The sequence below is a fragment of the Streptomyces caatingaensis genome, assembly GCF_001187435.1.
Lineage (GTDB): Bacteria > Actinomycetota > Actinomycetes > Streptomycetales > Streptomycetaceae > Streptomyces > Streptomyces caatingaensis.
The window spans coordinates 345,525-372,183 of the sequence record NZ_LFXA01000004.1; the positions used below are offsets into that span (position 1 = coordinate 345,525).

At 72.6% G+C, this 26,659-nt stretch carries 23 protein-coding genes; 18 read left to right on the forward strand and 5 right to left on the reverse strand.

The genetic code is table 11. From position 1 onward, the window contains the following. Nucleotides 1-63: 63 nt before the first annotated feature. The 4 genes from lpdA to AC230_RS08955 all read left to right on the forward strand — a co-directional run bounded on the left by lpdA (nucleotide 64) and on the right by AC230_RS08955 (nucleotide 5,192). Nucleotides 64-1,452: a dihydrolipoyl dehydrogenase gene (gene lpdA, locus AC230_RS08940; RefSeq protein ID WP_049715533.1), complete on the forward strand. Its 1,389-nt coding sequence runs from the start codon at nucleotides 64-66 to the stop codon at nucleotides 1,450-1,452. Between the two features lie 48 nt (nucleotides 1,453-1,500). Continuing rightward, the gene (sucB, locus tag AC230_RS08945; protein ID WP_049715534.1) at nucleotides 1,501-3,270 is read left to right on the forward strand and encodes a 2-oxoglutarate dehydrogenase, E2 component, dihydrolipoamide succinyltransferase; all 1,770 of its coding nucleotides are present in this window, start codon (nucleotides 1,501-1,503) and stop codon (nucleotides 3,268-3,270) included. Nucleotides 3,271-3,415: 145 nt separating this feature from the next. Further along, nucleotides 3,416-4,045, forward strand: coding sequence for a GntR family transcriptional regulator (locus AC230_RS08950; RefSeq protein ID WP_049715535.1), 630 nt, complete (start codon nucleotides 3,416-3,418; stop codon nucleotides 4,043-4,045). A gap of 166 nt (nucleotides 4,046-4,211) precedes the next feature. Then, nucleotides 4,212-5,192 (forward strand): helix-turn-helix transcriptional regulator, encoded by a 981-nt coding sequence (locus AC230_RS08955; protein WP_049715854.1) that lies wholly within the window; start codon nucleotides 4,212-4,214, stop codon nucleotides 5,190-5,192. Nucleotides 5,193-5,990: 798 nt separating this feature from the next. Here the strand turns inward: AC230_RS08955 and AC230_RS08960 are convergent. Next, nucleotides 5,991-6,905, reverse strand: a complete 915-nt coding sequence (locus tag AC230_RS08960; protein WP_049715536.1) for an SDR family oxidoreductase — start codon at nucleotides 6,903-6,905, stop codon at nucleotides 5,991-5,993. 160 nt (nucleotides 6,906-7,065) lie between these two features. On the opposite strand from AC230_RS08960, the gene AC230_RS08965 reads away from it, so the two are divergent. The 3 genes from AC230_RS08965 to AC230_RS08975 all read left to right on the forward strand — a co-directional run bounded on the left by AC230_RS08965 (nucleotide 7,066) and on the right by AC230_RS08975 (nucleotide 10,015). After that, nucleotides 7,066-7,584: a DUF4240 domain-containing protein gene (locus AC230_RS08965; protein ID WP_049715537.1), complete on the forward strand. Its 519-nt coding sequence runs from the start codon at nucleotides 7,066-7,068 to the stop codon at nucleotides 7,582-7,584. 21 nt (nucleotides 7,585-7,605) lie between these two features. Beyond that, nucleotides 7,606-8,520, forward strand: coding sequence for a TIGR01777 family oxidoreductase (locus tag AC230_RS08970; protein WP_049715538.1), 915 nt, complete (start codon nucleotides 7,606-7,608; stop codon nucleotides 8,518-8,520). A gap of 169 nt (nucleotides 8,521-8,689) precedes the next feature. Then, nucleotides 8,690-10,015 (forward strand): NAD(P)/FAD-dependent oxidoreductase, encoded by a 1,326-nt coding sequence (locus AC230_RS08975; RefSeq protein WP_049715539.1) that lies wholly within the window; start codon nucleotides 8,690-8,692, stop codon nucleotides 10,013-10,015. A 565-nt stretch (nucleotides 10,016-10,580) separates the two neighbouring features. Here AC230_RS08975 and AC230_RS08980 read toward each other — a convergent pair. Then, entirely contained in the window at nucleotides 10,581-12,053 is a 1,473-nt protein-coding gene (locus AC230_RS08980) for an NsdA family TPR-like regulatory protein (RefSeq protein WP_049715540.1), read from the reverse strand. 280 nt (nucleotides 12,054-12,333) lie between these two features. Here AC230_RS08980 and lipB point away from each other — a divergent pair, with 280 nt between their 5' ends. From lipB to AC230_RS09000, 4 genes are all read left to right on the forward strand, one after another. Beyond that, nucleotides 12,334-13,116, forward strand: a complete 783-nt coding sequence (lipB, locus tag AC230_RS08985; RefSeq protein WP_049715541.1) for a lipoyl(octanoyl) transferase LipB — start codon at nucleotides 12,334-12,336, stop codon at nucleotides 13,114-13,116. A 120-nt stretch (nucleotides 13,117-13,236) separates the two neighbouring features. After that, complete coding sequence (gene lipA / locus AC230_RS08990; protein WP_049715542.1) at nucleotides 13,237-14,190, forward strand: lipoyl synthase; 954 nt, start codon at nucleotides 13,237-13,239, stop codon at nucleotides 14,188-14,190. 289 nt (nucleotides 14,191-14,479) lie between these two features. Next, on the forward strand, nucleotides 14,480-14,734 hold the full coding sequence (locus AC230_RS08995) for an SCO2195 family GlnR-regulated protein (RefSeq protein ID WP_049715543.1): 255 nt from the start codon (nucleotides 14,480-14,482) through the stop codon (nucleotides 14,732-14,734). Between the two features lie 10 nt (nucleotides 14,735-14,744). Then, a complete protein-coding gene (locus AC230_RS09000; protein ID WP_049715544.1) occupies nucleotides 14,745-15,428 on the forward strand; it encodes a DUF4191 domain-containing protein in 684 nt (227 codons plus the stop codon). Nucleotides 15,429-15,537: 109 nt separating this feature from the next. Here AC230_RS09000 and AC230_RS09005 read toward each other — a convergent pair whose 3' ends face one another. Next, nucleotides 15,538-16,005: an RDD family protein gene (locus AC230_RS09005; protein ID WP_078871078.1), complete on the reverse strand. Its 468-nt coding sequence runs from the start codon at nucleotides 16,003-16,005 to the stop codon at nucleotides 15,538-15,540. A gap of 235 nt (nucleotides 16,006-16,240) precedes the next feature. Between AC230_RS09005 and glnA the strand changes: the two genes are divergently transcribed. The 3 genes from glnA to AC230_RS09020 all read left to right on the forward strand — a co-directional run bounded on the left by glnA (nucleotide 16,241) and on the right by AC230_RS09020 (nucleotide 20,485). Beyond that, nucleotides 16,241-17,650, forward strand: coding sequence for a type I glutamate--ammonia ligase (gene glnA / locus AC230_RS09010; protein WP_049715546.1), 1,410 nt, complete (start codon nucleotides 16,241-16,243; stop codon nucleotides 17,648-17,650). 265 nt (nucleotides 17,651-17,915) lie between these two features. Next, nucleotides 17,916-19,940: an outer membrane protein assembly factor BamB family protein gene (locus tag AC230_RS09015; RefSeq protein WP_049715547.1), complete on the forward strand. Its 2,025-nt coding sequence runs from the start codon at nucleotides 17,916-17,918 to the stop codon at nucleotides 19,938-19,940. A 14-nt stretch (nucleotides 19,941-19,954) separates the two neighbouring features. Continuing rightward, on the forward strand, nucleotides 19,955-20,485 hold the full coding sequence (locus AC230_RS09020) for a hypothetical protein (RefSeq protein ID WP_049715548.1): 531 nt from the start codon (nucleotides 19,955-19,957) through the stop codon (nucleotides 20,483-20,485). On the opposite strand, the gene AC230_RS09025 is transcribed toward AC230_RS09020, so the two are convergent. Further along, complete coding sequence (locus tag AC230_RS09025; protein WP_241833143.1) at nucleotides 20,476-20,868, reverse strand: Uma2 family endonuclease; 393 nt, start codon at nucleotides 20,866-20,868, stop codon at nucleotides 20,476-20,478. The genes AC230_RS09020 and AC230_RS09025 overlap by 10 nt on opposite strands. On the opposite strand from AC230_RS09025, the gene AC230_RS33520 reads away from it, so the two are divergent. The 3 genes from AC230_RS33520 to AC230_RS09035 are packed head-to-tail and all read left to right on the forward strand — an operon-like array spanning nucleotide 20,863 to nucleotide 22,732. After that, nucleotides 20,863-21,165, forward strand: coding sequence for a hypothetical protein (locus AC230_RS33520; protein WP_241833144.1), 303 nt, complete (start codon nucleotides 20,863-20,865; stop codon nucleotides 21,163-21,165). The genes AC230_RS09025 and AC230_RS33520 overlap by 6 nt on opposite strands. A 41-nt stretch (nucleotides 21,166-21,206) precedes the next feature. After that, complete coding sequence (locus AC230_RS09030; protein WP_049715549.1) at nucleotides 21,207-21,581, forward strand: effector-associated constant component EACC1; 375 nt, start codon at nucleotides 21,207-21,209, stop codon at nucleotides 21,579-21,581. Further along, a complete protein-coding gene (locus AC230_RS09035; RefSeq protein WP_049715550.1) occupies nucleotides 21,578-22,732 on the forward strand; it encodes a caspase family protein in 1,155 nt (384 codons plus the stop codon). Before AC230_RS09030 ends, AC230_RS09035 begins: the two co-directional genes overlap by 4 nt. A gap of 413 nt (nucleotides 22,733-23,145) precedes the next feature. Here the strand turns inward: AC230_RS09035 and AC230_RS09040 are convergent, their stop codons facing one another. Next, nucleotides 23,146-24,546 carry a condensation domain-containing protein gene (locus AC230_RS09040; protein ID WP_049715551.1) on the reverse strand — a complete coding sequence of 467 codons (1,401 nt, stop codon included), beginning with the start codon at nucleotides 24,544-24,546 and terminating at the stop codon, nucleotides 23,146-23,148. Between the two features lie 681 nt (nucleotides 24,547-25,227). On the opposite strand from AC230_RS09040, the gene AC230_RS09045 reads away from it, so the two are divergent. Next, nucleotides 25,228-26,643 carry a family 2B encapsulin nanocompartment shell protein gene (locus AC230_RS09045; protein WP_049715552.1) on the forward strand — a complete coding sequence of 472 codons (1,416 nt, stop codon included), beginning with the start codon at nucleotides 25,228-25,230 and terminating at the stop codon, nucleotides 26,641-26,643. Nucleotides 26,644-26,659 lie beyond the last annotated feature (16 nt).

Sequence of the window (26,659 nt, forward strand, 5' to 3'; positions counted from 1 at the left end):
ACGACAGCCGCCGCCCGGTCACCGACGACCGGCAACGGCGTACCCATGCATGGAGGACGTGACGTGGCGAACGACGCCAGCACCGTTTTCGACCTAGTGATCCTCGGAGGCGGTAGCGGTGGTTACGCCGCTGCCCTGCGGGGTGCCCAGCTGGGTCTCGACGTCGCCCTGATCGAGAAGGACAAGCTGGGCGGCACCTGCCTGCACCGCGGCTGCATCCCCACCAAGGCGCTGCTGCACGCCGGCGAGGTCGCCGACGCGGCGCGCGAGGCCGAGCAGTTCGGTGTCAAGGCCAGCCTCGAGGGCATCGACATCGCGGGCGTCCACAAGTACAAGGACGACGTGATCTCGGGCCTGTACAAGGGCCTGCAGGGCCTGGTCGCCTCCCGCAAGGTCACCTACATCACCGGTGAGGGCCGCCTGTCCTCCCCCACGTCCGTCGACGTCAACGGCCAGCGCATCACCGGCCGCCACGTCCTGCTGGCGACCGGCTCCGTGCCGAAGTCGCTGCCGGGCCTGACCATCGACGGCGACCGCGTGATCTCCTCGGACCACGCGCTGGTCCTGGACCGCGTCCCGAAGTCCGCGATCGTGCTGGGCGGCGGCGTCATCGGCGTCGAGTTCGCCTCCGCGTGGAAGTCCTTCGGCACCGACGTCACCATCGTCGAGGCGCTGCCCCACCTCGTCCCGGTCGAGGACGAGAACAGCTCCAAGCTGCTGGAGCGCGCCTTCCGCAAGCGCGGCATCAACTTCTCCCTGGGCTCCCGCTTCTCCGGCGTGGAGTACACCGCCGACGGTGTGAAGGTCTCGCTGGAGAACGGCAAGACCTTCGAGGCCGAGCTGCTGCTCGTCGCCGTCGGCCGCGGCCCGGTCTCCCAGGGCCTGGGCTACGAGGAGGCCGGGGTCGCCATGGACCGCGGCTACGTCCTCGTGGACGAGTACATGCGGACGAACGTGCCCACCATCTCGGCCGTCGGCGACCTCGTCCCCACCCTCCAGCTCGCGCACGTCGGCTTCGCGGAGGGCATCCTGGTGGCGGAGCGGCTGGCCGGTCTCAACCCCGTGCCGGTCGACTACGACGGCGTGCCGCGCGTCACGTACTGCCACCCGGAGGTCGCCTCGGTCGGCATCACCGAGGCGAAGGCCAAGGAGCTGTACGGCGCCGACAAGGTCGTCACCCTGAAGTACAACCTCGCGGGCAACGGCAAGAGCAAGATCCTGAAGACCGCGGGCGAGATCAAGCTCGTCCAGGTCAAGGACGGTGCCGTCGTCGGCGTCCACATGGTCGGCGACCGCATGGGCGAGCAGGTCGGCGAAGCCCAGCTGATCTACAACTGGGAGGCGCTGCCCGCCGAGGTCGCGCAGCTGATCCACGCGCACCCGACGCAGAACGAGGCCCTCGGCGAGGCCCACCTGGCCCTGGCCGGCAAGCCGCTGCACTCGCACGACTGAGTCCCGAGCGCACCACCATCCGCACTACTCGTAAGGAGCAACCGCACCATGGCGGTTTCCGTAACCCTGCCGGCGCTCGGCGAGAGCGTGTCCGAGGGCACCGTCACCCGCTGGCTCAAGGCCGAAGGTGAGCGAGTGGAGGCCGACGAGCCGCTGCTCGAGGTCTCCACCGACAAGGTCGACACCGAGATCCCGGCCCCCGCGTCCGGCATCCTCGCCTCCATCAAGGTCGCCGAGGACGAGACGGTCGAGGTCGGCTCGGAGCTGGCGGTCATCGACGACGGCACGGGTGCGCCCGCTGCCGCCCCGGCTCCGGCGGCCGCGGCCGCCGAGGCCCCCGCCGCCCCGGCCCCCGCGGCCGAGGCTCCGGCCGCCCCGGCGCCCGCCGCCGAGGCCCCCGCCCCCGCCGCCGCTCCGGCCGCCGGCGCCCAGGGCACCGACGTCGTCCTGCCCGCGCTGGGCGAGTCGGTCACCGAGGGCACCGTCACCCGCTGGCTGAAGGAGGTCGGTGAGGAGGTCGCCGAGGACGAGCCGCTGCTCGAGGTCTCGACCGACAAGGTCGACACCGAGATCCCGGCCCCGGCCGCCGGCGTCCTGCTGGAGATCCTCGTCGGCGAGGACGAGGTCGCCGAGGTCGGCGCCAAGCTCGCCGTGATCGGCGCCGCGGGTGCCGCCCCGGCCGCCGCCCCCGCCGCGCCGGCCCCGGCTCCCGCCGCCGCTCCGGCGCCCGCCCCGGCCCCGGCTCCGGCCCCCGCGCCGGCCGCCCCGGCCCCGGCCCCGGCCGCCGCTCCGGCTCCGGCCGCCGCTCCGGCTCCGGCCGCCCCGGCCGCCCCCGCCGCGCCGAAGGCCCCCGCCGCCCCGGCCCCGGCCGTCGCTCCCGCGACGGATGGCGCCTACGTCACCCCGCTGGTGCGCAAGCTGGCCGCCGAGTCCGGCGTCGACCTCTCCACGGTCGCGGGCACCGGCGTCGGTGGCCGCATCCGCAAGCAGGACGTCCTGGCCGCCGCCGAGGCCGCCAAGGCCGCCGCCGCTGCCCCGGCCGCCCCGGCCGCCAAGGCCGCGCCGAAGGCCGCCGCCCCGGCGCTGGAGGTCTCCCCGCTGCGCGGTCAGACCGTCAAGATGCCGCGCATGCGCAAGGTCATCGCCGACAACATGATGAAGGCGCTGCACGGCCAGGCCCAGCTCAGCTCCGTGATCGAGGTGGACATCACCAAGATCATGAAGATGCGCGGCAAGGCCAAGGACGCGTTCGCCGCCCGCGAGGGCGTCAAGCTGTCCCCGATGCCGTTCTTCGTCAAGGCCGCCGTCCAGGCGCTGAAGGCCCACCCGGTCATCAACGCCCGGATCAACGAGGACGAGGGCACCATCACCTACTTCGACTCCGAGAACGTCGGCATCGCCGTCGACTCGGAGAAGGGCCTGATGACCCCGGTCATCAAGGGTGCGGGCGACCTCAACATCGCGGGCATCGCCAAGAAGACGGCGGAGCTGGCCGGCAAGGTCCGCACGGGCAAGATCAGCCCGGACGAGATGTCCGGCGCGACCTTCACGATCAGCAACACCGGCTCGCGCGGCGCGCTGTTCGACACGGTCATCGTGCCCCCGAACCAGGTCGCGATCCTGGGCATCGGCGCCACCGTCAAGCGCCCGGTGGTCCTGGAGACCGAGGAGGGCACCACCATCGGCGTCCGCGACATGACGTACGTGACGCTCTCCTACGACCACCGCCTGGTGGACGGCGCCGACGCGGCCCGCTACCTGACGACGGTCAAGGCCATCCTGGAGGCCGCCGAGTTCGAGACCGAGATCGGTCTCTGACGCGGAGCCCCTCCGCCGAGGGCACTGAAGGGGCACTGAAGGGCGCGGCCCCGGTTCGTACCGTACGAACCGGGGCCGCGCCCTTTGTCCCTTCCACCCACCGGGATAATGACTGCGATCCACCCGGCCGCCGAGGAGCGCCCCCATGTCACCACCCGTCGTCCACTCGCTGCGCGAGCAGATCCGCGAGCACATCCTGGAGGGGATCGTCAGCGGCCGCTGGCAGCCGGGCGAGCGCATCGTGGAGCGGCGGATCGCCTCGGAGCTGCTGGTCAGCCAGACGCCGGTGCGGGAGGCGCTGCGGGAGCTGGAGTCGCTGCGGCTGATCGAGTCGGCCCCCAACAAGGGCGTGCGCGTCCGCGAGCTGACCGCGGCCGACCTCAAGGAGAGCTACCCCGTGCGGGCGGGCCTCGAACAGGTGGCCGCGGAGCTCGCGGCCGACGCGCTGGCCGAGGACGCCTCGGCCCTCGACCGCGAACTGGCCCCGCTCTACGAGGCGGACCGGCTGGGCGACGGCGAGGCCCAGGTGCGGCACACCGTCGCCTTCCACCGCGAGATCGTCCTGGCCTCGGGGAACTCCGTCCTGCTGCACACCTGGGAGTCGCTGGGCATCGAGGTATGGACCACGCTGTCCATCCGCTGGCTCAGCCCCGAGCCCCGGGCGCACGCGGAGGACCACGCGGAGCTGGTCGCCGCGTTCCGCCGGCGGGATCCGCGCATCGGGGAGCTGCTGCGCACCCACGTCCTGGGCTGCGCACCGCAATTGCCCGACTGACCGGTTGATCGATCATCGATCGAGGCGTATCGTCTCCGCGGAGCCGCGCCGCGCCGCCCTGTCCTGTGTCGCGGAGCGGCTCAGGGGTGACGACAGGTCCCGTACGTCGCCGTGCCCTGGCTGGGCGCACGGGTTCCTGTCGTCGGCCCCTGCCATGCTGGACCGCATGCGTGCGGCCCGACTGATCAAACTGGTGCTGCTGCTCCAGTCCCGTCCGCTGATGACGGGTGCCGAGCTGGCGCGGCGGCTGGAGGTCTCCGAGCGCACCGTCGCCCGGGACGTCCTCGCCCTCTCCGAGGCGGGCGTCCCCGTCTACGCCGACCGCGGCCGCTCCGGCGGCTACCGCCTCGTCGGCGGCTACCGCACCCGCCTCACCGGCCTCGGCCGCACCGAGGCGGAAGCCCTCTTCCTCTCCGGCGTGCCCTCCGCGCTCCAGGCCATGGGCCTGGCGGACGCGGCCTCCGCGGCCCGGCTCAAGGTCTCCGCCGCGCTCCTCCCCGAACTCCGCGACGCCCCCTCGACCGCGGCCCAGCGCTTCCACCTCGACGCGCCCGGCTGGTGGCAGCCGGCCGCTCCCCCGCCGCTCCTGCCCGCCGTCGCCGACGCGGTGTGGGACGACCGTCCCGTGACCGTCCGCTACCGCCGGCGCGACGGGGCCGAGGTCGAGCGCGTGCTGGAGCCGTACGGACTGGTCCTCAAGGCGGGCACCTGGTACGTCGTCGCCCGTGTGGACGGATCCTTCCGCTCCTACCGGGCCGACCGCTTCACCGCCGTGACCGCCGCCGCCGGGGCGCGCTTCCGCCGGGACGAGTCCTTCGACCTCCCCGCCTTCTGGGACGAGCACGCGGCCCTCTTCGCCCGCTCCCTCCTCCGCGACCGGGTCGTCCTGCGCCTGACCCCAGCCGGCGCCCGCCGCCTCCCCCACCTCGTGGACCGCCGCTCCGGCGAGGAGGCGCTCGCGGCGGCGGACCCGCCGGACGCGGACGGCTGCGTCACGGTGACGCTGGCCGTCGAGGGGCTCGACGTGGCCTACGAGCAGTTGCTGGCACTGGGGCCGGAGGGGGAGGTGCTGGAGCCTGTGGGGTTGCGGGAGCGGTTTGTGGCGGCGGTGGGGCGGATGGTGCGGCTGTATGGGCGGGGGTCGTGAGGGGGTTCTCTCCCCGCCCCGCCCTTTCACCGTTTCCTCCGGGGCTGCGCCCCGGGGCGGCCCGCGCTTCGCGCGGTGGGGGCTGCGCCCCGGGGGGCGGGGCCGCGAGCGCGCTCCGCGCGGTGGCGGGGCTTCGCCCCTGCGCCCCGGGCGGTTCCGCGCTTCGCGGGCGCGGGGCGGGGCTTCGCCCCTGCACCCCACGGGTGCTGCGCCCCGGGCGGGAGCGCGCTTCGTGGGGGCGGGGCTTCGCCCCCCTGGCTCCCCATGGGGACCGCGCCCCGGGCGGTGGCGGGCTGCGCCCCTGCGCCCACGGGTACTCCGCCCCGGGCGGGAGCGCGCTCCGCGCGGTGGCGGGGCTTCGCCCCTGCACCCCACGGGTGCTGCGCCCTGGGCGGGTCCGCGCTCCGCGCGGTGGCGGGGCTTCGCCCCTGCGCCCCAGGGGGCTGCACCCCCTGGACCCCGCTTCGGGACTCCGCCCGGCACCCCGCAACCCCGCGCTCCGGCAGCCGTCCTCAAGCTCCTCCGGAGGAAGTACCCCTGGGACGGGCTGATTCAGCCCGCCCGGCGTTTGCCAATTCAGCCCGTCCGGCGTTTGAGGACGAGCGGCGAAGCCGCGATCGGGGGGCCAGGGGGCGCAGCCCCCGGTGGGGTGCAGGGGCGGAGCCCCGCCACCGTGCGGAGCGCGCTCCTGCCCGGGGCGCAGCCCCCACCGCGCGAAGCGCGGGCCGCCCCCGGGGCGCAGCCCCGGAAGAAACGGTGAAAGGGCGGGTCCGGGGCACCCCCACCCGCCCACCCACCTCAGCGGTACTCGTCCACAGACACCCCCTTCCCCCCGAACACCACCTCCTCGAAGTACCGGATCGCATCCGGCTGCGATCCATCGACATCCCGCACCCCGTACACCCGCGCCAGCTCCCCACTCGACACCGACCGCCCACCCCACCGCGCCCGCTCCGGATCCGCCGCCAGCGCCGCCACCGCCCGGCCGATGAAGGCGGGCGACTCGGCTACCGCGAAGTGCGGGTCCTTCGCGACGGCGTCGCGCCAGTTCGCCTCCGTGACCCCGAAGTGGTCGAGCATCTCCTCGGACCGCAGGAAGCCGGGCGTGACGCACACCGCCGTCCCCCCGTACTCCCGGAGCTCCTCCGCCAGCCCGGAAGCCATCCGGAACGGGCCATACTTCGCCACGTCGAGCACGAGATGCTCCCGGTAGTGCGCCCGGTTGAACTCCTCGGTCCCGTCCGTGATCTCCACGACCAGCCCCCCGGGCCGCCGGATCAGCAGCGGCAGCGCGCAGTGGCTGGTGATGAGATGCGCGTCGAGCGACAGGCGCAGCATCCGCAGCACCCGGTCGATGTCCAGCTCCCACAGCCTCTTGCCGAACTCCAGCAGGTGGTCCCCGCCCCACACGTCGTTGACCAGCACGTCCAGCCGCCCCCGCTCCCGCTCGATCCGCTCGACGAGCGCCCGGACCTGCGAGGTCACCAGGTGGTCGGTGGGGACGGCGATCCCCGTGCCGCCGGCCGCCGTCACCAGCTCCGCCGTCTCCTCGATCGTCTCGGGCCGCCCGACCTCGCTCCGGCGGGTCCGCGTCGTGCGCCCCGTCGCGTAGACGACCGCCCCGGCGCGCCCCAGCTCCACGGCCATGGCCCGGCCCGCGCCCCGCGTCGCCCCGGCGACCAGCGCGACCTTGCCCTCCAGCGATGCCTTCACGTCGTCCTCCCTCTTCGTGTCCGGTCGTGTTCGGTCACGTCCGGCCGTCGGAAGGACCCTCGCAGCGATACCCGACATCTTCTGTCGGGTATTCCGGGGCGGCCGCTTCCGGCCCCCTCCGCGTGCGCCCCCGGGGGCCAGGACGGATGCTGTTGGCGTGATGGACGAGACGGAGTTCTGGGAGATCGTCGACGAGACCCGGGCCGCCGCCGGCGGTGACGTCGAGGACCAGGCGGACCTGCTGGTCGAGCGGCTGATGCGGCTCGACCCGGAGGGCGTCATGGACTTCGCCCGGCACTTCGAGGTCCGCTACAACCGCGCCTACCTCTGGGACCTGTGGGGCGCGGCGTCCGTCATCCTCGGCGGCGCGGGCGAGGACGCGTTCGACTACTTCCGCTGCTGGCTGATCGGCCAGGGGCGGGAGGTCTTCGAGGGCGCCGTGCACGACCCGGACCGGCTCGCGACCCTGCTCGACGACTTCGACGAGGAGACGGACGGCGACGGCGAGGACCTGGGCTTCGCGGCGGACGAGGCGTACGAGCAGCTCACCGGCGCCCGGATGCCGGACCTGGCCCTGCCGCCCGCCCCCGAGGAACCACAGGGCACCCCGCTCGACCCGGAGGACGACGCCGTCCTGGCCGAGCGCTTCCCCGCGCTGTGGGAGCGCTTCAGATCCTGACCGAGTGACAGGGTGGTCCCCATGCGCATCGCCATCACCGGCTCGTCCGGACTCATCGGCTCCGCCCTCGTCCGCTCCCTGACGGCGGACGGCCACCAGGTCAGGCGCCTCGTCCGCCGCGCGCCCCGGAGCGCGTCCGAGGTGCGGTGGGATCCGATGGGCGGCCGGCTCGACCCCGGCGCGCTGGCCGGCTGCGCGGCCGTCGTGCACCTGGCGGGCGCCGGCATCGGCGACCACCGCTGGACGGCCGCGTACCGCGAGGAGATCCGCGACAGCCGGGTGCTGGGCACCACCGCCGTCGCCGGGGCGATCGCCGCCCTGGACGCCCCGCCCGCCGTCCTCGTCAGCGCGAGCGCCATCGGGATCTACGGGGACCGCGGGGACGAGACCCTCGACGAGGACGCGGCGCCCGGCGCGGGATTCCTCGCCGACGTCTGCCGGGCGTGGGAGGCGTCCGCCGCCCCAGCCGCCGACGCCGGCGTACGCACCGTCCTGGCGCGCACCGGGCTGGTCGTGAGCCGGCACGGCGGCGCCTGGAAACGGCTGTTCCCGCTGTTCCGGCTGGGACTGGGCGGCCCGCTCGGCGACGGCCGCCAGTACTGGAGCTTCATCAGCCTGCACGACCACGTCGCCGCCCTGCGCCACATCCTGGAGACCGAGGCGCTCGCCGGCCCGGTCAACCTCACCGCGCCCCTCCCCGTCACCAACCGCGAGGTCGCCCGCGTCATGGGGCGCGTGCTGCACCGCCCGGCGCTGCTGCCCGCCCCCGCCCCCGCGCTCCGGCTCGCGCTGGGCGGGATGGCCTCGGACGTGCTGGCCAGTCAACGAGTGCTGCCGGGACGGCTGTTGGGTTCCGGTTTCACGTTCGCGCACCCGGACGTCGAGAGCGCCGTACGCGCGGCACTCGCCGAGGAGGACCGCGCTTCCGCCCGATGATTGCGGGGCACGGGACCGTGGGCCGTGCGACCACCGTGCGACCGTGCTCTTCCCGTGCGCGACTGTTATTGACCGGATTTCTCTCTACGGTCGAGGCGAACTCGCGCATCGTCGCAGCCCGTTGGGGGCATCACGCCCCCGAGCGAGCGGACCGACCCCGGGAGGGCACGTGGCCAGCAGCGCACGCCACACCGCACAGCACGCCGATGTCGTCGTCGTCGGAGCCGGCCTCGCCGGTCTCTCCGCAGCACATCAGCTCACCAACGCCGGTGTCACCGTCACCGTGCTGGAAGCCGCTCCGCATCCGGGCGGGCGCATGACCACGGACCTGCTCGACGGCTTCCGCCTGGACCGCTCCGGGCAGTTGCTGAGCACCTCGTTCCCCGACCTGCGCCGCACCCCCGGCCTCGGCGCCCTCGTCCTGCGCCCCTTCGTCCCCGGGGTCGTCGTCCACGCCGAGGGCCGCAACCACCGCATCGGCGAAACCCGGGGCGCCAAGCGCGCGTTGACCACCGCCCGGGCCCTCGCCAGCGCCGCCCGCACCTCCCGCACCACCGGCCTCGACCAGGCCCGGCTGGACGCGGCGCTCACCCGCTTCGCGGCGCTGCCCGTCGAACGCGTCCTCGCCCGCCCCGACCGCCCCACCGCCGCCACGCTCGCCGGCCGCGGGCTGCCGACGCGTACGGTCGAGGGACTGCTGCGCCCGCTGCTGGCCTCCCTGCTGTCCGACCCGGACCTCAGCACGTCCAGCCGGTGCGCCGACCTCGTGCTGCGCGGCTTCGCCCGGGGACGGCTCTGCCTGCCGGCCGGCGGCGCGGGCGCGGTGCCCGAGCTGCTGGCGGCGATGCTGCCGCCCGGCACCGTGCGCACCGGGGTCCAGGTCACCTCCGCCGGCATCACCTCCGTCACGACGGCCGGGCACGGCGAGATCAGCTGCCGTTCGGTGATCGTGGCCACGGGTGCCCGGGCCGCCGCGGAGCTGCTGCCCGGCCTGCGCCTGCCCGGGTTCCACCCGGTCACGGTGCTGCACCACACCACCGCCGAGCCGCCGTCCGGCGACGCGGCCCTGGTGGTGACCGGCGGCCGGGGCGGGCCGATCGCCCACACGACGGTGGCCAGCGAGGTGGACCCCGGCCGGGCCCCCGCCGGCCGCACCCTGATCACCTCCACCGTCCTCGGCTCCGCCGCGTCCCTGCCCGTCGCCGAGCTCGACCGGGTCGCGCGGGCCCAACTGGCCCGTCTGCACGGCGCGTCCCCGCGCGACTTCGAGCTGCTGGCGGCCCGGCACGACCCCGACGCCGTCCCGGCCATGCCGGCCCCGCACGACATCCGCCGCCCGGTGCGCCTCCTGTCCGGCCTGTACGTCTGCGGCGACCACCGCGACACCAGCACCGTCCAGGGCGCCCTCTTCTCCGGCCGCCGCGCGGCCCACGCCCTCCTCCGCGACCTGGGCATCCGCCCGGGCTACGGCATGGAGGCCCTGCGGGCCGCGTAGCGGGCTGCAGGGCGGGCCGCCCGGCCGGCCGGTCCGGGCCAGCTGCACGGTCCCACCGGGACCACCGGGACCACCGGGACCCAACGCGCCGGGGATCAGCGGGTTTTCGGCCGCCCCGCCCCGCCCCTTGGGCGCTCGCGGCGGCATCCCGTGCCCGTGCCCGGCGCCCGGCACCCAGCGCCCATGCCGACCGGCAACGGGCGACGGACGACAGGGGGCCGCCCCCGGCCCACACCCCACCCCCCACACCCCACACCCCTCACTCCCTCGCCCCCGCGCCACCACCCACCGGTCCGCCCTCCGACTGGGCCCCGCCCCTGGGGAACGACCCCGGGGGCCTGGGCCCGCCCATGAACGGACCCCCGGTCCGGGGCAGTTGCCCCGGACCGGGGGTCCGTCCACGCCGGCCGCGGCCGCGCCACGGCGAGCCCCGAGGGGCCCCGCCGCACAACGCCCGCGCCCGAGCGGACCCGGAGCGGGCCGGAAACAGGCCGAGAGCAGGCCACGCCCGGAGTGGAACCGGGCACGGCCACCCGCCCCGGCCCGCTCAGCCCGCCCAGCCCGCTCAGAGAGCCGCGACCTTCTCCCGGTACGCCCGGACCGCCGCCGCGTCGCGGTACGGCTCGAGCCGGCGCTCGAACTCGCGGACGTACTCCACGGCCCGCACCGAGCGCATCTCGCCCGCCGCCTGCGCCGCCTCCGCGCCGAGCTGGCACGCCTGCTCCAGCTCCCCGAGCCCGAGCCGGGCACAGGCCAGCACCACCTTGCAGAAGAGGCGGCTGCGGGCGTACCCGGCCGCCCGCAGCTGGAGGGAGCGCTCGGCGTGCTGCGCGGCGGCCCGCCACTGCTGGAGGTCGCGGTGGCAGTGGGCGAACTCGTCCGCCAGCTCCGCCTCGTCGAAGAAGCGGATCCAGTACGGCACGTCGTCCGTCGGCCGGGCCGTCTCCAGCGCCCGCTCGGCGCGGGCGAGCGACGCGGAGCAGGCACGCACCTCGCCGAGCACCCCGTGCCCGCGCGCCTCGATGGCGTGCAGCAGGGACTGGACGACCGGCGGGGCACCGGAGCCGACGCCCTGCTGGGCCACCCGCGCGAGCTGCACCGCCTCGCGCCCGTGCCCCAGGTAGACCGCCTGGCGGCTCATCGTGACCAGCACATAGCTGCCGTAGGCCCGGTCGCCGGCGGCCTGCGCGAGGCGCAGGGCCTGCACGTAGTACCGCTGGGCGAGGCCGTGGGCGGCGATGTCGTACGACGTCCACCCGGCGAGCCGGGTGAGGTCGGCCGCGGCGCCGAACAGCCGCCGCCCGGTGGCCTCGCCGTACGTCCCGCGGAGCATCGGCTCGGCCTCGTGCTCCAGGTACCGGACGAGGGCCTGGCGGGCGTGCCCGCCGCCGTACGCGTGGTCGAGCGTGCGGAAGAGCTCGCCGACCGAGCGGAGGGCCGCGATGTCGCCCATCGAGACCCGGCCGCCCGGCGCCCGTTCGGCCCGCTGGCGGGGCACGGCGGGACGCGGCCGGTCGGGCGGCCGCGGGCCGCCCTCCCCGGGGGCCGCGCCCGGCGCGCCGCCGCCCGCGGGCGGCGCCGCACTGCGCGCCACCCGGTCGTCGGGCCGGCCGATCAGCCAGTCCCGGCTCGGGACCACCAGCCCCGCCGGCGTGAACGCGATCTTCCGCAGCTCGGTGTGGCTGCCGGAGTCCTTTCGCCACAAGCCGCTGACGATGTCAATGGCCTCCGCCGGCGACGCGGCGAATTCCAGCCCCGCGTAGACCGGGGCGCACGCGTCCAGCCCGAGGTCCTGCGCGGACAGCCGCCGGCCCAGCCGCCGCGTGAAGACCTCGGCGATGAGCGCCGGAGTCGTGCCGCGCGGCTGCTGGCCGCGGAGCCAGCGGGTGACCGAGGTCTTGTCGTAGCGCAGGTCGAGGCCGTGCTCCAGCCCTAATTGATCGACGCGACGTGCGAGCCCCGCGTTGGAGAAGCCGGCCTCCGCGATGAGCGCGGCGAGCTGGCGGTTGGGAATGCGCTGTGGGGGTCGTTCCGTCATCAACCTGCCCGGTCTCCCTGATCGCCATTCTGGGAACGGCGCGAATTTAGCGGTCCCAGCCGCCCCGAACGCCACCTTCGCCCCGCATTCATCCGATCGTGTGAGGACAGATCAGAGACAGATCAAATAGGCACGGAAAAGCGTTCCGAGTCGATCTTGTCCGGGGCTCGTCCGCAGCCGTTTCGGAGGCCGCCGTACAGTGGCGGGGGCACCGGATCCGACGGGACGTACCGGGTCGGGTGCCGCAAAGCGATCGAAGAGGACTGGAAGAGGAGCTGCCGTGAGTGAGCTGCGCTTTGTCCGGCTGGGCTTCGGGGCGGACGCCGTCGAGTACCAGGAGGCGTGGCAGGAGCAGCGCCGGGTGCACGCGGCCCGCTTCGCGGACGAGGTTCCGGACACCGTGCTGATGCTGGAGCACCCGGCGGTCTACACCGCGGGACGGCGCACGGAGGACAGCGAGCGCCCCCTGGACGGGACGCCCGTCATCGACGTGGACCGCGGCGGCAAGATCACCTGGCACGGCCCCGGCCAGCTCGTCGGCTACCCGATCCTCAAGCTCCCGCGCCCGGTGGACGTCGTCGCGCACGTCCGCCGCCTGGAGGAGGCCCTGATCCGCGCCTGCGCGGAGTTCGGCCTGGAGACGACCCGGGTCGAGGGGCGCAGCGGCGTCTGGGTCCTCGGCGAGGAGCGGCGCCGGCCGGACACCGGCGGCCTGACCCTGGACCTCGCGCCCGCCCGCCCGGCGGACGAGGAGTTCGACCCGCGGCTCAGCGGCCCGGAGTACGCCCCCTCCAACGCGGGCCAGCGCGGCGAGGACCGCAAGCTCGCGGCCATCGGCATCCGGATCGCCAAGGGCATCAGCATGCACGGCTTCTCGTTCAACTGTGATCCCGACAACACCTGGTTCGACCGGATCGTCCCCTGCGGCATCCGGGACGCCGGGGTGACCTCGCTCTCCGAGGAGCTCGGCCGCCGGGTCACCGTCCAGGAGGCGCTGCCCGTGGTGGAGAAGCACCTGCGCGAGGTGCTGGAATCGGCGGAGCCGCTGCCGCGGGCCGTCTGACGGCCTCGGGCGGTCCCGGGAATGCGACCGCGATCTCATCGGTTGCCCGGGCGGAAGAACGTAAGAACGAACGGGCGTACCCTGGTGTCCGCCGAAGAATCGAAGCCATAGGGAGCCGGAGTGTCCGCTGTCGCACCCGACGGACGCAAGATGCTGCGTCTTGAGGTCCGGAACGCCCAGACCCCCATCGAGCGCAAGCCCGAGTGGATCAAGACCCGGGCGAAGATGGGCCCCGAGTACACCGAGCTCCAGGGTCTGGTGAAGCGCGAGGGCCTGCACACGGTGTGCCAGGAGGCGGGCTGCCCCAACATCTACGAGTGCTGGGAGGACCGCGAGGCGACGTTCCTCATCGGCGGCGACCAGTGCACCCGGCGCTGCGACTTCTGTCAGATCGACACCGGCAAGCCGCAGGCCCTGGACCGCGACGAGCCGCGCCGCGTCGGCGAGTCCGTCGTCACGATGGACCTCAACTACGCGACGATCACCGGCGTCGCCCGCGACGACCTGCCGGACGGCGGCGCCTGGCTCTACGCCGAGACGGTCCGCCAGATCCACCAGCAGACGGCGGGCCGCGAGGGCGGTCACACCAAGGTCGAGCTGCTGGCCCCCGACTTCAACGCGGTGCCGGAGCTGCTGGAGGAGGTCTTCGCCTCCCGCCCCGAGGTCTTCGCGCACAACGTCGAGACGGTCCCCCGGATCTTCAAGCGCATCCGCCCCGGCTTCCGCTACGAGCGCTCCCTCGACGTCATCACCCGGGCCCGTGAGTACGGCCTGGTCACGAAGTCGAACCTGATCCTCGGCATGGGCGAGACCCGCGAGGAGATCAGCGAGGCGCTGCGCGACCTCCACGGCGCGGGCTGCGAGCTGATCACCATCACCCAGTACCTGCGGCCGAGCGTGCGCCACCACCCCGTGGAGCGCTGGGTCAAGCCGCAGGAGTTCGTGGAGCTCCAGCAGGAGGCCCAGGAGGTCGGCTTCGCGGGCGTCATGTCGGGCCCGCTCGTCCGGTCCTCGTACCGCGCGGGTCGGCTCTACCAGCAGGCCATGGAGAAGCGCAGCGAAGCTGCAGCGTAGGCTGGGGGTCCGTCCGAGGCACGAGGGCGGGCACCCGGCCGCAGCGGAAGCGCCGCGAAGCTCGACCAGCAAGAGGCGAAGCGCAGCGAAGCTGCGGCACAAGGCCAGGGATTTCCTTGACGCGGTCCCGCTCTCCGTCGAGAGCAGGGCCGCGTCAACGTTTCATAGCTTTTGACCAACCGGTCACGCGTCGGTAACACCGTTCGGTGACGATGTGCGTACGCACAGCTGCTCGCTCCCCGAACACCGGAACCCCTCTCACCCCCCTCCCGCCCCGAGAGGACACGACATGCAGGCCGCGCCGCCCGCCCCCGTGACGACCGCCCGCGCCTTCTCCGCCCTGCCCTCCACCCTCGCCGTCCGCCCGCCCTCGCTCACCGGCGCCCTGCGGGCCCTGGAGGGGCTGCTGATGCGCGGGGGGCAGCGCACCGCACGGCGCAACGCCTGGTCGGCCGTCCTGGAGGACCGCCGCCGCGCCCGGGCGCGGCGGGAGGCCCAGAGCCTCCTGGAGGCCGCGGCGGCCGCGGGCCCGCAGGCCACGTAAACTTCGCCTTATGGCGAGGAAGGAAACAACCGAGAACCCCGGGCGACTGAAGCAGATCGCCCTGACCTACAGGATGACCAAGAAGGTCGATTCCAAGGTCGGTCTTGTCGTCGCGGCTGTGGGCATTGTCACCTTCGGTGTCCTTCTCGCCATCGGCTTCTGGATCGACCACCCGGTCTACCTGGGCATCCTGGGCTTCCTGCTGGCCTTCCTCGCGATGGCGATCGTCTTCGGACGCCGCGCCGAGCGCGCCGCCTTCGGGCAGATGGAAGGCCAGCCGGGGGCCGCGGCCGCGGTCCTGGAGAACATCGGCCGGGGCTGGACGACCACGCCCGCGGTCGCGATGAACCGCAGCCAGGACGTGGTGCACCGGGCCGTCGGCAAGGCCGGCATCGTGCTCGTGGCCGAGGGCAACCCCAACCGGGTCAAGAGCCTGCTGGCCGCCGAGAAGAAGCGGATGGCGCGCATCGTCGCGGACGTTCCCGTCCACGACCTCATCGTGGGTGACGGCGAGGGCCAGGTGCCGCTGAAGAAGCTCCGCACCACGCTGCTGAAGCTGCCGCGCGTCCTGCCGGGCGCCCAGGTGACGGTCGTGAACGACCGCCTGCGGGCGCTGGGCGACCTGATGAGCAACATGCCGATCCCCAAGGGACCGCTGCCCGGCAAGGGCATGCGGATGCCGCGGGGTCGCTGAGACACCGGAGACGGATGACGAAGGAGGGCGGGGCCGTTGCAACGGCCCCGCCCTCCTTCGTCATCCGTCTCCGCGCGCTCCATCCGGAGCGTGCTATGTCCGGGGCGTGCTACATCCGGACCTGAACGGCCTTCGACAGCCGGTCGTGCAGTCCCCTCGTGTCCCGGTCCCAGATCACCGCGGGGATGACCAGCGCCAGCAGCACGCTGCGCAGCACCGCCCGCGGGAACGTCAGCCGGCCGCCGTTCTCGCTCACCACGCGCAGCCGCAGCAGCCGCTTGCCCGGCGTGCAGCCGATCGTGCCGACGGTGAGGATGCTGAGCACCAGGAAGACGAGGATCGCCCAGTTGCCGGCCCGGTGCGCGTTGCCCTGGGCGATCAGCCCGTTGGCGACCAGCAGGCACAGGGCCCAGTCGATGAAGATCGCTCCGAATCGCCGGCCGAGCGGGGCCACCGAGCCCGGCCCGTCCTCCGGCAGGCCGAGGCGCTCGCCCCGGTAACCAAAGTCGACACCCATTTCCTCCGCGGCCGCGCGGGGGCCGGAGAGCCACGAGCCGATTGCTTGCCTCTTGTCCACCCGTCCACGGTACTGGGGTCGCATACGTTTCCCACCGCCCGGGTGGCCCGCATCACGGCGGGCGTTCCCCTCCGTCGTCGTGTTCCGGCCGCGCGTTCCGGTCACGTTTCGGCCCCGGCCCGGTTAACCTCGGCGAAACAAACGGGTCATGCCCGGGAAATCCGGTCTCTCTAGGGTCGGCCGCAGCACCACCGAAGCAATCCCCGACCGCTGGCGGCCGGGCTAGGAGGGTTGGATGTTCCAGAACGGCGACGACGCCAAGAAGTTCATCAAGGACGAGGACGTCAAGTTCGTCGATGTCCGTTTCTGCGACCTGCCGGGCGTGATGCAGCACTTCACGATCCCCGCGGAGGCGTTCGACCCCGCCGAGGAGCTGGCCTTCGACGGCTCGTCCATCCGTGGCTTCCAGGCCATCCACGAGTCCGACATGGCCCTGCGCGCCGACCTCTCCACCGCCCGCGTGGACCCGTTCCGCCGCGACAAGACCCTCAACATCAACTTCTTCATCCACGACCCGATCACCGGCGAGCAGTACAGCCGTGACCCGCGGAACGTGGCGAAGAAGGCCGAGGCGTACCTCGCCTCCACCGGCATCGCCGACACCGCGTACTTCGGCCCCGAGGCCGAGTTCTACATCTTCGACAACGTCCGCTTCGAGACGTCGGCGAACCAGTCCTTCTACCACATCGACTCCGAGGCCGGCGCCTGGAACACCGGCTCCGAGGTCAACAACCGCGGCTACAAGGTCCGTTACAAGGGCGGCTACTTCCCGGCCCCGCCGGTCGACCACTTCGCCGACCTGCGCGCGGAGATCTCCCTGGAGCTGGACAAGGCCGGCCTCAAGGTCGAGCGCCAGCACCACGAGGTCGGCACGGCCGGCCAGGCGGAGATCAACTACAAGTTCAACACGCTGCTCGCCGCCGCCGACGACCTGATGCTCTTCAAGTACATCGTGAAGAACGTCGCCTGGCGCAACGACAAGACGGCCACCTTCATGCCGAAGCCGATCTTCGGTGACAACGGCTCGGGCATGCACGTCCACCAGTCCCTGTGGAACGCGGGCGAGCCGCTCTTCTACGACGAGCAGGGCTACGCGGGCCTCTCCGACACCGCCCGCTACTACATCGGCGGCATCCTCAAGCACGCCCCCTCGCTGCTCGCCTTCACCAACCCGACGGTGAACTCCTACCACCGCCTGGTCCCCGGCTTCGAGGCCCCGGTCAACCTGGTCTACTCGCAGCGCAACCGCTCCGCCGCGATGCGCATCCCGATCACGGGTTCCAACCCGAAGGCCAAGCGCGTCGAGTTCCGCGCCCCCGACCCGTCCTCGAACCCCTACCTCGCCTTCTCGGCCCTCCTCCTGGCCGGCCTCGACGGCGTCAAGAACAAGATCGAGCCCGCCGAGCCGATCGACAAGGACCTCTACGAGCTCGCCCCCGACGAGCACGCCACCGTCCCCCAGGTCCCCACCTCCCTCCCGGCCGTCCTCGACGCCCTCGAGGCGGACAACGAGTACCTCCAGGCCGGCGGCGTCTTCACCGCCGACCTCATCGAGACCTGGATCGACTACAAGCGCACGAACGAGATCGCCCCGATGCAGCTGCGGCCGCACCCGCACGAGTTCGAGCTGTACTTCGACATCTAAAGGGCACTGTTGCGCCACCGCCTGGCCGGTGCGCTGGCGTGACGACATCAGTGTGAAGAGGGCCGCTACCCCTGCTGTGGGGTGGCGGCCCTCGTCCGTATGCGGCCCTTTCCCTTCGTAGTCACTGCCCGTGGCCTGCACTGCGCGAAAGGGGCCGACGGCCGCGACACGTAAACTTCGGGCGGCGAGCTCGTACCCGCCTCACGCTGCGCAAAAGACGCAGCAAGCAATACTCGCGCAGGCGGCCGGGAGGGACAGGGCCCAGATGAACGCAACGGCCGGCGCAAGTCCGTACTCGACGGGCGGGGGCGGGACCGTATTCGAGCACCACTTCGGTGCCGTCCTGCTCTCATACCTGCTCACCCGTACACCGGTCCCCGGCCTGGGAGACCATGTCACGCCGGTCGAAATCCGGTTTCAGGCCCGTGCTGTCGCCGCGGTGGACGATTACCTGGTCACCGGGCTCACCGACAAGGGCACCACCCACCGCATGTCGATCGCCGTGCGGCGGCGCCCGAAACTCACCCCTGGCGATCCACTCTCGGTCGAGTTGATGAAGTCGTTTCTGCTGACCCTGCGGCAACGCTGGACGCTTATGACCGCGGGGCGGTGGCAGCTGGCCCTGGCCGTGGCCGCACCTTATCCCCGCGCAGCGTCGCTGCAAGCCCTGACCACCGCCGCTGTCGCCGCCGGCAGCGCCGGTGTGTTCCATCGCCGCGTGGCCGAGCCAGGGCGGCTCAACAAGTCGGACCGCAGCGCACTCGCGAACCTCAAGGGGCTGGTCGCGGCTGCCGTGAGCGCCGGTGCCCCTGACGCGGGGTGCACGTCTGACACCCTTACCTGGCGGCTTCTGGCCCACCTGTCGGTGCTGGACCTTCGATTGGAGGGAGTTCGCCCTCCGGACCGTACGGCGGCCGTGGAGCGTCTGCTGCCGGTGACCGCCCGGACGGAAGCGGCTGACGGTGACGCCCTTTTCTCACGGCTGAGGGAATTCGCGAGCGACTGCGCCCCCGCTGGTGCGACCGTGACCCGTGAGTCCCTGCTCCGGGCCCTGCGCGGCCTGTCATTCATTCCCGACGAGGGAACAGCCCCTCTGCCCAAACCGCCACGGCCCCGCCGCGGGCGGGCCGCAGTCCGGGGTCTCCCGCGTCCTCTATGGTCATGTTCGAATCGTTTGCGGCCGGGGGCCTGCCAGCCCCACCTTCACGGCGACGCACTGCTGGTCGTGGACGGCTACGTGCTCCACGCTTTCGACGCCGTTTCGGGCGAGCCCCTGTGGGGGCCGAAGCCGATGGGGCACAACAACCAGCCGCCCGTGGACGGCACCACCGTCTTCCTCTCAGGGATGGGGAACACACTCCGTCCCCGGGACATCCGGTCCGGAGCGGAGACCGGCCCCCGTGTGGACCACTGCGCCGCGGCACAGGCCGTATGCGATCGTGGCACGCTCTATGTACCGGATTTGCAGGGCGCCTTGCACGCGTATGACGCGGACTCAGGTCGGCTTCTGTGGGGTTGGCGTCCTGAGCCGACACCACCGGGTTTCCTCGAAGCTCCGCGCGTCGTCGACAACAGCGTGTTCGTCACCTGGACCAGCCCCGGCTCGTCCCGGCCCTGGACGCTTCAGGCTCTGCATGCCGAATCCGGTCAACCCCGGTGGCCCGAACCGCTCCGTCTGCTGCCTCCGGAACGCTGGCTGATCTCCGACGACACACTCCTCGCGATATCTTCGGAAGTCGGCGCCGGCGCGCCGCGGTTGGCCGCGTACGATGCACAGAGCGGCAGCCTGCTCTGGCAGAAACAACTGAGCAACGGGGTCGTCGGCAAACCGACGGCGTGCGAGAAATCCTTCCTTCTGGCTCACCCCGACGGCCACGTCTCGTCGTGGAACGCGCTGACCGGAGAGCATCGCTGGACAACCAAGGTCGCCAGGTCCCTCCGCACCCAGCCCGTGGCGATGGGCGGACACGTGCTGATCACGTCTTGGGACCCCGGCCGGCTCATCGCCTTGAACAGCGCCGAGGGGACGGTCACGTGGCAAAGCACACCCCGGCGAGCCGCCGCCCTCATGACCCCTGCGTACCTCGCGGGCAGCTCGGCCTGGGCGGTGAGCCGGGCGGGGGTGCTCCAAGGGTGGGACCTGGACACCCGGCGACGCCTCCCGGGTGAGCGTGAGGACCTGCTCTGGAAGCCCGCCGAGCAGGGCATTCCTCGGGCATGGGACGGTGTCCTGTACCTCGTCACCGGAAATGGCAGCCTTCAGGCAATCCGCCTCGACCGCCCCGTATGACCGAGCCGTTTGCGATGCCCACACCTACCACCCCACCCCCGCGCTTCCGGGACCCCGGACACGACAAGCACCACTTCGCCCGAACCGGCGAGGTGCTCGTGCGCTGCCCGAGGTGCGACCGGCGGGCCCGGGTGGTCACCGTCCCCCGCGAAGCCGACGACGCGGCGCCCGCGTGGTTCGGGGAACGGCGGCTCGTCTGCCGCCACTGCGGGCTGGCCCGGCGGCGCGACGAGAGGCGGCCGGTCGTCTTCCGGTGGTACGGCGCCCCGGAGATGAACGAACCCTGCTTCCAGGCGTTGTTGTGGCTCCAGACCCGCACCCGCCACGGCCTCCTGTGGGCGTACGACCCCGAACACCTTGCCCTGCTGCGGCAGTACGTGCAGGCGACGCTCCGCGAGCACGACCCCTGGCACGAGCCGTGGCGCAAGATGGGGCTCGTCGGCCGCCTCCCGGCATGGATCAAGCAGGCGAAGAACCGTGACGAGGTGCTGCGCGGGCTGGATCGTCTGCGGGCGTCGCTCGCCGACCGGGATCGTCAGCCGTAGGGGTCCAACCTCGACAGGTCCAGGTCGAATCCGAAGAGCTCGGGAATGTGGACGGTCTCGCCGAACTTCCGGTCGGTGCGGGTGTGGTAGCGATCGTGGTCGGGCTCGGAGAACAGTGTCACCATGGAATTGCGGACATCTACGATCAGGTAGAGCGGGATGCGCATGACGGCGTAGTCTCGAAGCTTTCCCACCCAGTCGTTCTCCGGGTTCGACGGAGAGACGATCTCCACTGCAATGAGCGCGACGTCGGCCGGCGCCGTATTCCTCTCGCTCTCCAAGACCTCCTCGGGTAGGTAAGTGAGGTCGGGGTTGCGGAGCTTCGCCGCGTGAGGGATCCGAGATCGGTGTCCTGCGTCGGCGGAGCCGTCCGGCTGATGCACATCGAGCTGCCGACGCAGGTGGAACAGATGGCGCTGATGGACGCATGTCGCGCCGTCTGCATGATGATTGTGCCGTCGGTGTACTCGACCTTGACGCCCTTGGGCGCGGATCCGCTGGACTTCCGCGAACAGTGCGCGATGCCGGGGGCGACGGCCACAGTCTCCTCCAAGGGTGCGCGGCCAGCCTTCCAGCTGGCGGGGTCGGTGGTCGCCGCAGCTCGCGGTCGGCGGCCACGTCATGACGACGGCGCTTCACGACCGTCCACACCGATCGGCCAGTCGTGGTCGTCGATTTGAGGCACGATGAACGATGACCGCCGGGACGAAGGGGGCTCGACATGACGCTGATCGAAGTGCGCGTTGAGGAGCAGGATCAGGACGAGGCGCTGAGATCGCTCAGTACTTGGTTGGCGGGGGACTCCGCCGTGCGGCGGTTCGCCGAGGTCTCCCTCGCGGAGCGGCCGGCAGGCAGCGGTGCCATGGGAGGCTGGCTCGAAGCCGTGCAGCTGGTCACGGAGAACGGATGGAGTGCCGCGTCCTTCGTGTTGTCCCTGGTGACATGGCGTCGGACGCGGCCACAGCCACACCGTGTCACGATCCGGCACGGTGACGTGGAGCTCAGCCTCAACCATGCCACGCCGGAGGAGATCGAGAGGATCGTCACCGCCCTCAACAGCGCGGCGGGGCGCGGGACGGGCAGTACGCACCCGTGAACCGGATACCGGAGCCCGGGCTGTCCCGCGCCGTACTGATCGGGGTCAGCACATATACGCACCTCGACGACCTGCCGGGGGTGGCCAACAACCTGCCCGCACTCGCTGAGGTGGTGTGCGGCCCGTCCGGCTGGGGGCTCGACACCGAGCACTGCACGGTGGTGGCGGAACCCACGTGTCTGGAGCAGATGCTGGAGCCCGTGAGCGCGGCGGCCCGGGCAGCACGTGACACCCTGTTCGTGTACTTCGCCGGGCACGGGCTGCTGAACCAGCAGCAGGAACTGCACCTCGGACTTCCCGACTCCCGCCCCGGCCTCGGGCGCACAGCGGTGCCCTACGCGTGGCTGCGCGAGGCCATCGGCGAAGGCCGGGCCGACCGCCACGTGATCGTCCTCGACTGCTGTTTCAGCGGTCGCGCACTCGGCAGCATGTCGGGCCCCGACGCCCTGGCCGATCAGGCATGGATCGACGGCAGTTTCCTGATGGCCGCCGCGCCTGAAACCGGCGTCGCACTGGCTCCGCCCGGGGAACGCTTCACCGCCTTCACCGGTGAACTTCTGGCCACGCTCGAAAACGGCGTTCCCGGTGGGGACCCGTGGCTGACACTGGACGACCTCTACCTGCACCTGCGGTCCGTCCTGGCGGCCAGGAACCGTCCTGTTCCGCAACGACGCGCCCGCAACCGGGCCGGCGAACTGGTCTGGGGCCGCAATGCCGCATACCGGCCCCCGGTCGCACAACCGCCGAGCCCGCCCGGCAGCGCCCCCGGATGGCCGGAGCCGGATCTGTTCCTGGACACCACCGATTTCCTCCACGGGCTCGCCCTGGCCCGTGCGATCAGCGGCAGAACACAGCGCGAGCTGTCCGAACGCGCCTCCGGCCCCTTGTCAGCGGGCAGTATCAGCAGGCTCCTGAACCGCGCCGATCTTCCCCGGAGATGGACGACAGTCGAGACCTATCTGGCCGCCTGCGGCATTCCCGCCGCGGACATGGCCCGATGGAAAGCCGCGTGGAGTCGGCTCAAGACTGTCCCGGCCCCGCGACCGGCACCGCCGAAGTCCACTCGCGGCCGGTTCAAAGCTCTTCTCCGCGCGCAGCCCCGGAAGAAAGGCCCGGCCGCGGCCCGGGCGAACACTGACGGACAGCCCTGAGCCGGTCACCTCGGCGTGGCCGAGACGGCCGGAGTCGGAGAATGCTGCTCCCGCACACCGTCACCGTCTCCGGAACTTCCGGAGAACAGGCCGAACTTCGCGCCGATGACCAGCAGCGCCATAGCGGCCGCTCCGGCCAATGTCTTCTTCGGCCGCTTCCGCCCGCCCGTGGGCCGGTTCACCCAATGCCCCGCGCGGTAGTACTGACCAGGACGCCCCGCCATGACACCTCCCATTGGAGCCAGCACGTTCCCGGTGGCGAGTCTCACAAATACATGAGGCGTGAACGCCCCGAACTCCCCGCACTTGGCCGGAAGCCGACCAGTTTTGCCGCCGGCCCGATGCCGACGGGGCACAAGCGAGCAATTCGCCGGACGGCCCGCTCCGGACAGCGCGCCGACGGAACACCCCCCTCAGAGCCGAACCCCCGCCCCCTCCCCCGCCACCTCGGCGATCAGCGAGCGGAGTTGGGCGACGTACCGCCGCATGCTGGCGTGGGCGGGGCCCGTGTCCGGGTGGCGGGCGGCGAGTTGGAGGCCCTCGTGGAGGCGGGTGAGCCAGACGCAGACCTGGTCGCCGTAGGAGACGCGGACGAGGCCGTAGGCCTTCTGGGCGGTCCAGTGGGCGGAGCCGGGGATGGAGCGGGCGTCGACGTAGGAGACGATGGAGTAGAGGTCGGGGGAGGTGGGGCGGAAGTCGGCGCCGAGGAGGCGCAGGACGCGGGCGACGGGGACGCGGGCCAGGGGGACGGCGGCGCGGAGGGCGGCGCGGACGCGTTCGAGGACGGTGCGGAAGTCGTCCGCGCCGGTCACGTCGATCTCGACCGGGGCGCCGCCGACGTACCAGCCGACGGAGTCGAGCCAGCGGGACTTGACCCGGGTGTGGAAGGGCACGACGGTGCGGTAGACCGGTGCGCCGCCCAGGCGGTGGACGACGACGGCCGTCGCGGCCAGGACCCCGGCCAGACTCCCGCCGTGGGCGCGGCAGTTGGCGTCGAAGGCGGCGGCCGTGCCCGCGTCCACGAGCATCTCGTGCAGGAGCTTCTGGGTGGGGAGCTTGCCGTCGGGCTCCAGGCCGAGGTCGAGGGGGAAGTTGGGCAGCCGGCCGTCGCAGCGGCTGATGAACTCCCGCCAGCGGGCGACGATCGCGTGCCCGTCGTCGATCCGGTCGGCGTTCGCGCGTTCGACGCCGCAGAAGTCGATGTAGCTGCCGGTCGGCTCGGACTCCCCCTCCCCCTTCCCCTCCCCGGCCGGGCCGCACAACGCGTGGATCTCCGCCGGGATGCGCTGGATCGAGTACGCGTCGACGTTGCTGTGGTCGAACGCCATGTAGACGCTCGTGCCGTCGTCCCGGACGACGGCCGTGTAGAGGAAGTTGGGCCAGCTCAGCGCGTCCGCCATGACGTCGAAGCGGTCCTGGAGGCAGGCGACGAGCGCCTCCGCGTCGGCGAAGTGGCCGACGACGGTGCGCCGCAGCGCCACGTCCTCGGCGCGGAGCGTGAAGCGGCGCATCGTGTCGCCGGACCAGCGGAAGCCGCTGCGCAGCGTCTCGTGCCGGAGCGTCCAGGTGCGCAACGCCTCCTGCAGGGTGTCGAGGCCGGCCGCGGCGCGCAGGTCGAACGCCGTGCCGAGCCAGGTCGGCACGAACAGCCCGTCCTCGCGCACGGACCGCGCCGTGCGGATGTGCGACTCCTGGACGTACGCCGGCGGCCGGGGGTCCTCCGGCGCGTCCGCCGCCGCCCCGGCCACCGCCGGGTCGAGCGTCCACTCGACGAGCAGCCCGGGCCGTACCTCGCACCGCTGGATGTCGGTCATTCGCACGAGGGCGTTCTCCGTTCGCCTGCGGGGCGGAGGAACGGGGGCCGCACAGCCCCGCGTCCGCTGCCCCATCGGTCCAACGACACGCCCGGGGCGAGGCAACGGACCGGACGGTGAGGCGGAGCGGACCGGCAGGCCGCCGGGAGCGGTCTCCGCCCGGCGGCGGGGCGGCGCCCTCGTCCGCTCCCCGCGCCGGTCCGTACGGTCGCGCGCCGGGGCGGCACACCGCGCCCGCCCGCGCCCGCGCTGCGCGGACGGGCGCGACGGCCCCCGTCCGCCGGGGAGTTTCACGCCATCATCGGCTCCGTGCCAGCGGCCGGCGAATGGCGCAGTTCGATTTTATTCACCGGCCGGTCGGGTGCGGGCCGGCGCGGTGCGCCCGCCGCGCACACGCCCCGGGCGCCGGGTGCGCATGGGGAGCAAGTGGCGTACGGGCCTGGGGTCTTGTGCGAATGGCGGGAATGAGGCACCCACCCCTCTCACCACTCTCGACCTTCATCGTTACGCACTGATTCACTTGCGCACCGAAGGCGCCGCAACGGCCTTCCGCCGAGGGGCGGTTGCGCGCCATCCCCGCACGGCCGGATCCACCGTGGTCCGCCCTGCGTCATCCTGCCCTGGCCGCCCGCCGCGCCACGGCATCCGCGAATCCCGCCGCCCTCCCGAAAGGACACCGGAATGACCGCAGTGACGCCGGAGCAGCCCGAAGGCTCCGCGGGCCGGACCCAGTTGAGCCTGGGCATCGCCGCCGCGCGGAACCTGGCGACGACCACCAAGACCGTTCCGCAGATGCAGGGCATCAGTTCGCGGAAGCTGCTGAAGACCCTGCCCTGGGTGGAGGTGAGCGGTGGTACGTACCGCGTCAACCGGCGCCTGGCGTACACGGTCGGCGACGGGCGGGTGACCTTCGTCCAGGAAGGGGCCGCCGTCCGCGTGATCCCGGCCGAGCTGGGCGAACTCCCGCTGCTGCACGGCTTCGAGGAGCCCGACGCCCTGCAGGCGCTGGCCGGGCGCTTCGAGCAGCGCGAGTTCGGCCCCGGCCAGGTGATCGCGGAGGCGGGCCGGCCGGCCGACCACGTCTATCTGATCGCGCACGGCAAGGTCGAGCGGGTCGGCACCGGCCCGTACGGCGAGGAGACCCGTCTCGGTCTCGTCGCCGACGGGGGGTTCATCGGCGGCCAGGTCCTCGGGGAGGAGCCGGGGTCCTGGGAGTTCACCGCCCGCGCCCTGACCGCCGTCATCCTGCTGGCCCTGCCCCGCCAGGCGTACGAGGAGATCGCCGGGCAGCACGAGCCGCTGCGGGCGCACGTGGCGCGGCGCGAGGCCGAGGGCGAACTGCCGCGCAACCGCAAGGGCGAGGCCGAGATCGCCCTCTCGTCCGGCCACTCCGGCGAACCCGTGCTCCCGGGCACGTTCGTGGACTACGACCTGACGCCGCGCGAGTACGAGCTGAGCGTCGCGCAGACCGTGCTGCGCGTCCACAGCCGTGTCGCCGATCTCTACAACGACCCGATGAACCAGGTCGAGCAGCAGTTGCGGCTGACCATCGAGGCGTTGCGGGAGCGCCAGGAGGACGAGCTGGTCAACAACCGCCAGTTCGGCCTGCTGCACAACGCCGACCACGGCCAGCGCATCTCGACCCACACCGGCCCGCCCACCCCGGACGACCTGGACGAGCTGCTGACCATGCGGCGTTCCACCAGGGCGTTCTACGCCCACCCGAAGGCCATCGCCGCCTTCGGCCGCGAGTGCAACAAGCGCGGCATCGCCCTCGGCGAGGCGGAGGCGTGCGGCCAGCGCTCGATCGCCTGGCGGGGCGTGCCCATCTTCTCCTGCAGCAAGCTGCGCGTCTCGGACGAGGGGACCACGTCGATCCTGGCGATGCGGCTGGGGGAGGACGACGAGGGCGTGGTCGGTCTGCGGCAGACCGGGATCCCGGACGAGTACGAGCCGGGCCTCAACGTCCGTTTCATGGGCATCAACGACCAGGCGGTCATCTCCTACCTCGTCAGCACCTATTACTCGGCGGCCGTCCTCGTCCCCGACGCGCTCGGCGTCCTCGAGAACGTCCAGGTCGCCCGGACGTCCGACTGACGCGGCGACCGACCCC

Bases quoted from the DNA above. Each gene is read 5' to 3' on its own strand.
- sucB (WP_049715534.1), top strand. From the start codon at position 1,501: ATGGCGGTTTCCGTAACCCTGCCGGCGCTCGGCGAGAGCGTGTCCGAG.
- AC230_RS08950 (WP_049715535.1), top strand. From the start codon at position 3,416: ATGTCACCACCCGTCGTCCACTCGCTGCGCGAGCAGATCCGCGAGCAC.
- AC230_RS08955 (WP_049715854.1), top strand. From the start codon at position 4,212: ATGCGTGCGGCCCGACTGATCAAACTGGTGCTGCTGCTCCAGTCCCGT.
- AC230_RS08965 (WP_049715537.1), top strand. From the start codon at position 7,066: ATGGACGAGACGGAGTTCTGGGAGATCGTCGACGAGACCCGGGCCGCC.
- AC230_RS08970 (WP_049715538.1), top strand. From the start codon at position 7,606: ATGCGCATCGCCATCACCGGCTCGTCCGGACTCATCGGCTCCGCCCTC.
- AC230_RS08980 (WP_049715540.1), bottom strand. From the start codon at position 12,053: ATGACGGAACGACCCCCACAGCGCATTCCCAACCGCCAGCTCGCCGCG.
- AC230_RS08995 (WP_049715543.1), top strand. From the start codon at position 14,480: ATGCAGGCCGCGCCGCCCGCCCCCGTGACGACCGCCCGCGCCTTCTCC.
- AC230_RS09000 (WP_049715544.1), top strand. From the start codon at position 14,745: ATGGCGAGGAAGGAAACAACCGAGAACCCCGGGCGACTGAAGCAGATC.
- glnA (WP_049715546.1), top strand. From the start codon at position 16,241: ATGTTCCAGAACGGCGACGACGCCAAGAAGTTCATCAAGGACGAGGAC.
- AC230_RS09015 (WP_049715547.1), top strand. From the start codon at position 17,916: ATGAACGCAACGGCCGGCGCAAGTCCGTACTCGACGGGCGGGGGCGGG.
- AC230_RS09020 (WP_049715548.1), top strand. From the start codon at position 19,955: ATGCCCACACCTACCACCCCACCCCCGCGCTTCCGGGACCCCGGACAC.
- AC230_RS33520 (WP_241833144.1), top strand. From the start codon at position 20,863: ATGCACATCGAGCTGCCGACGCAGGTGGAACAGATGGCGCTGATGGAC.
- AC230_RS09030 (WP_049715549.1), top strand. From the start codon at position 21,207: ATGACGCTGATCGAAGTGCGCGTTGAGGAGCAGGATCAGGACGAGGCG.
- AC230_RS09040 (WP_049715551.1), bottom strand. From the start codon at position 24,546: ATGACCGACATCCAGCGGTGCGAGGTACGGCCCGGGCTGCTCGTCGAG.
- AC230_RS09045 (WP_049715552.1), top strand. From the start codon at position 25,228: ATGACCGCAGTGACGCCGGAGCAGCCCGAAGGCTCCGCGGGCCGGACC.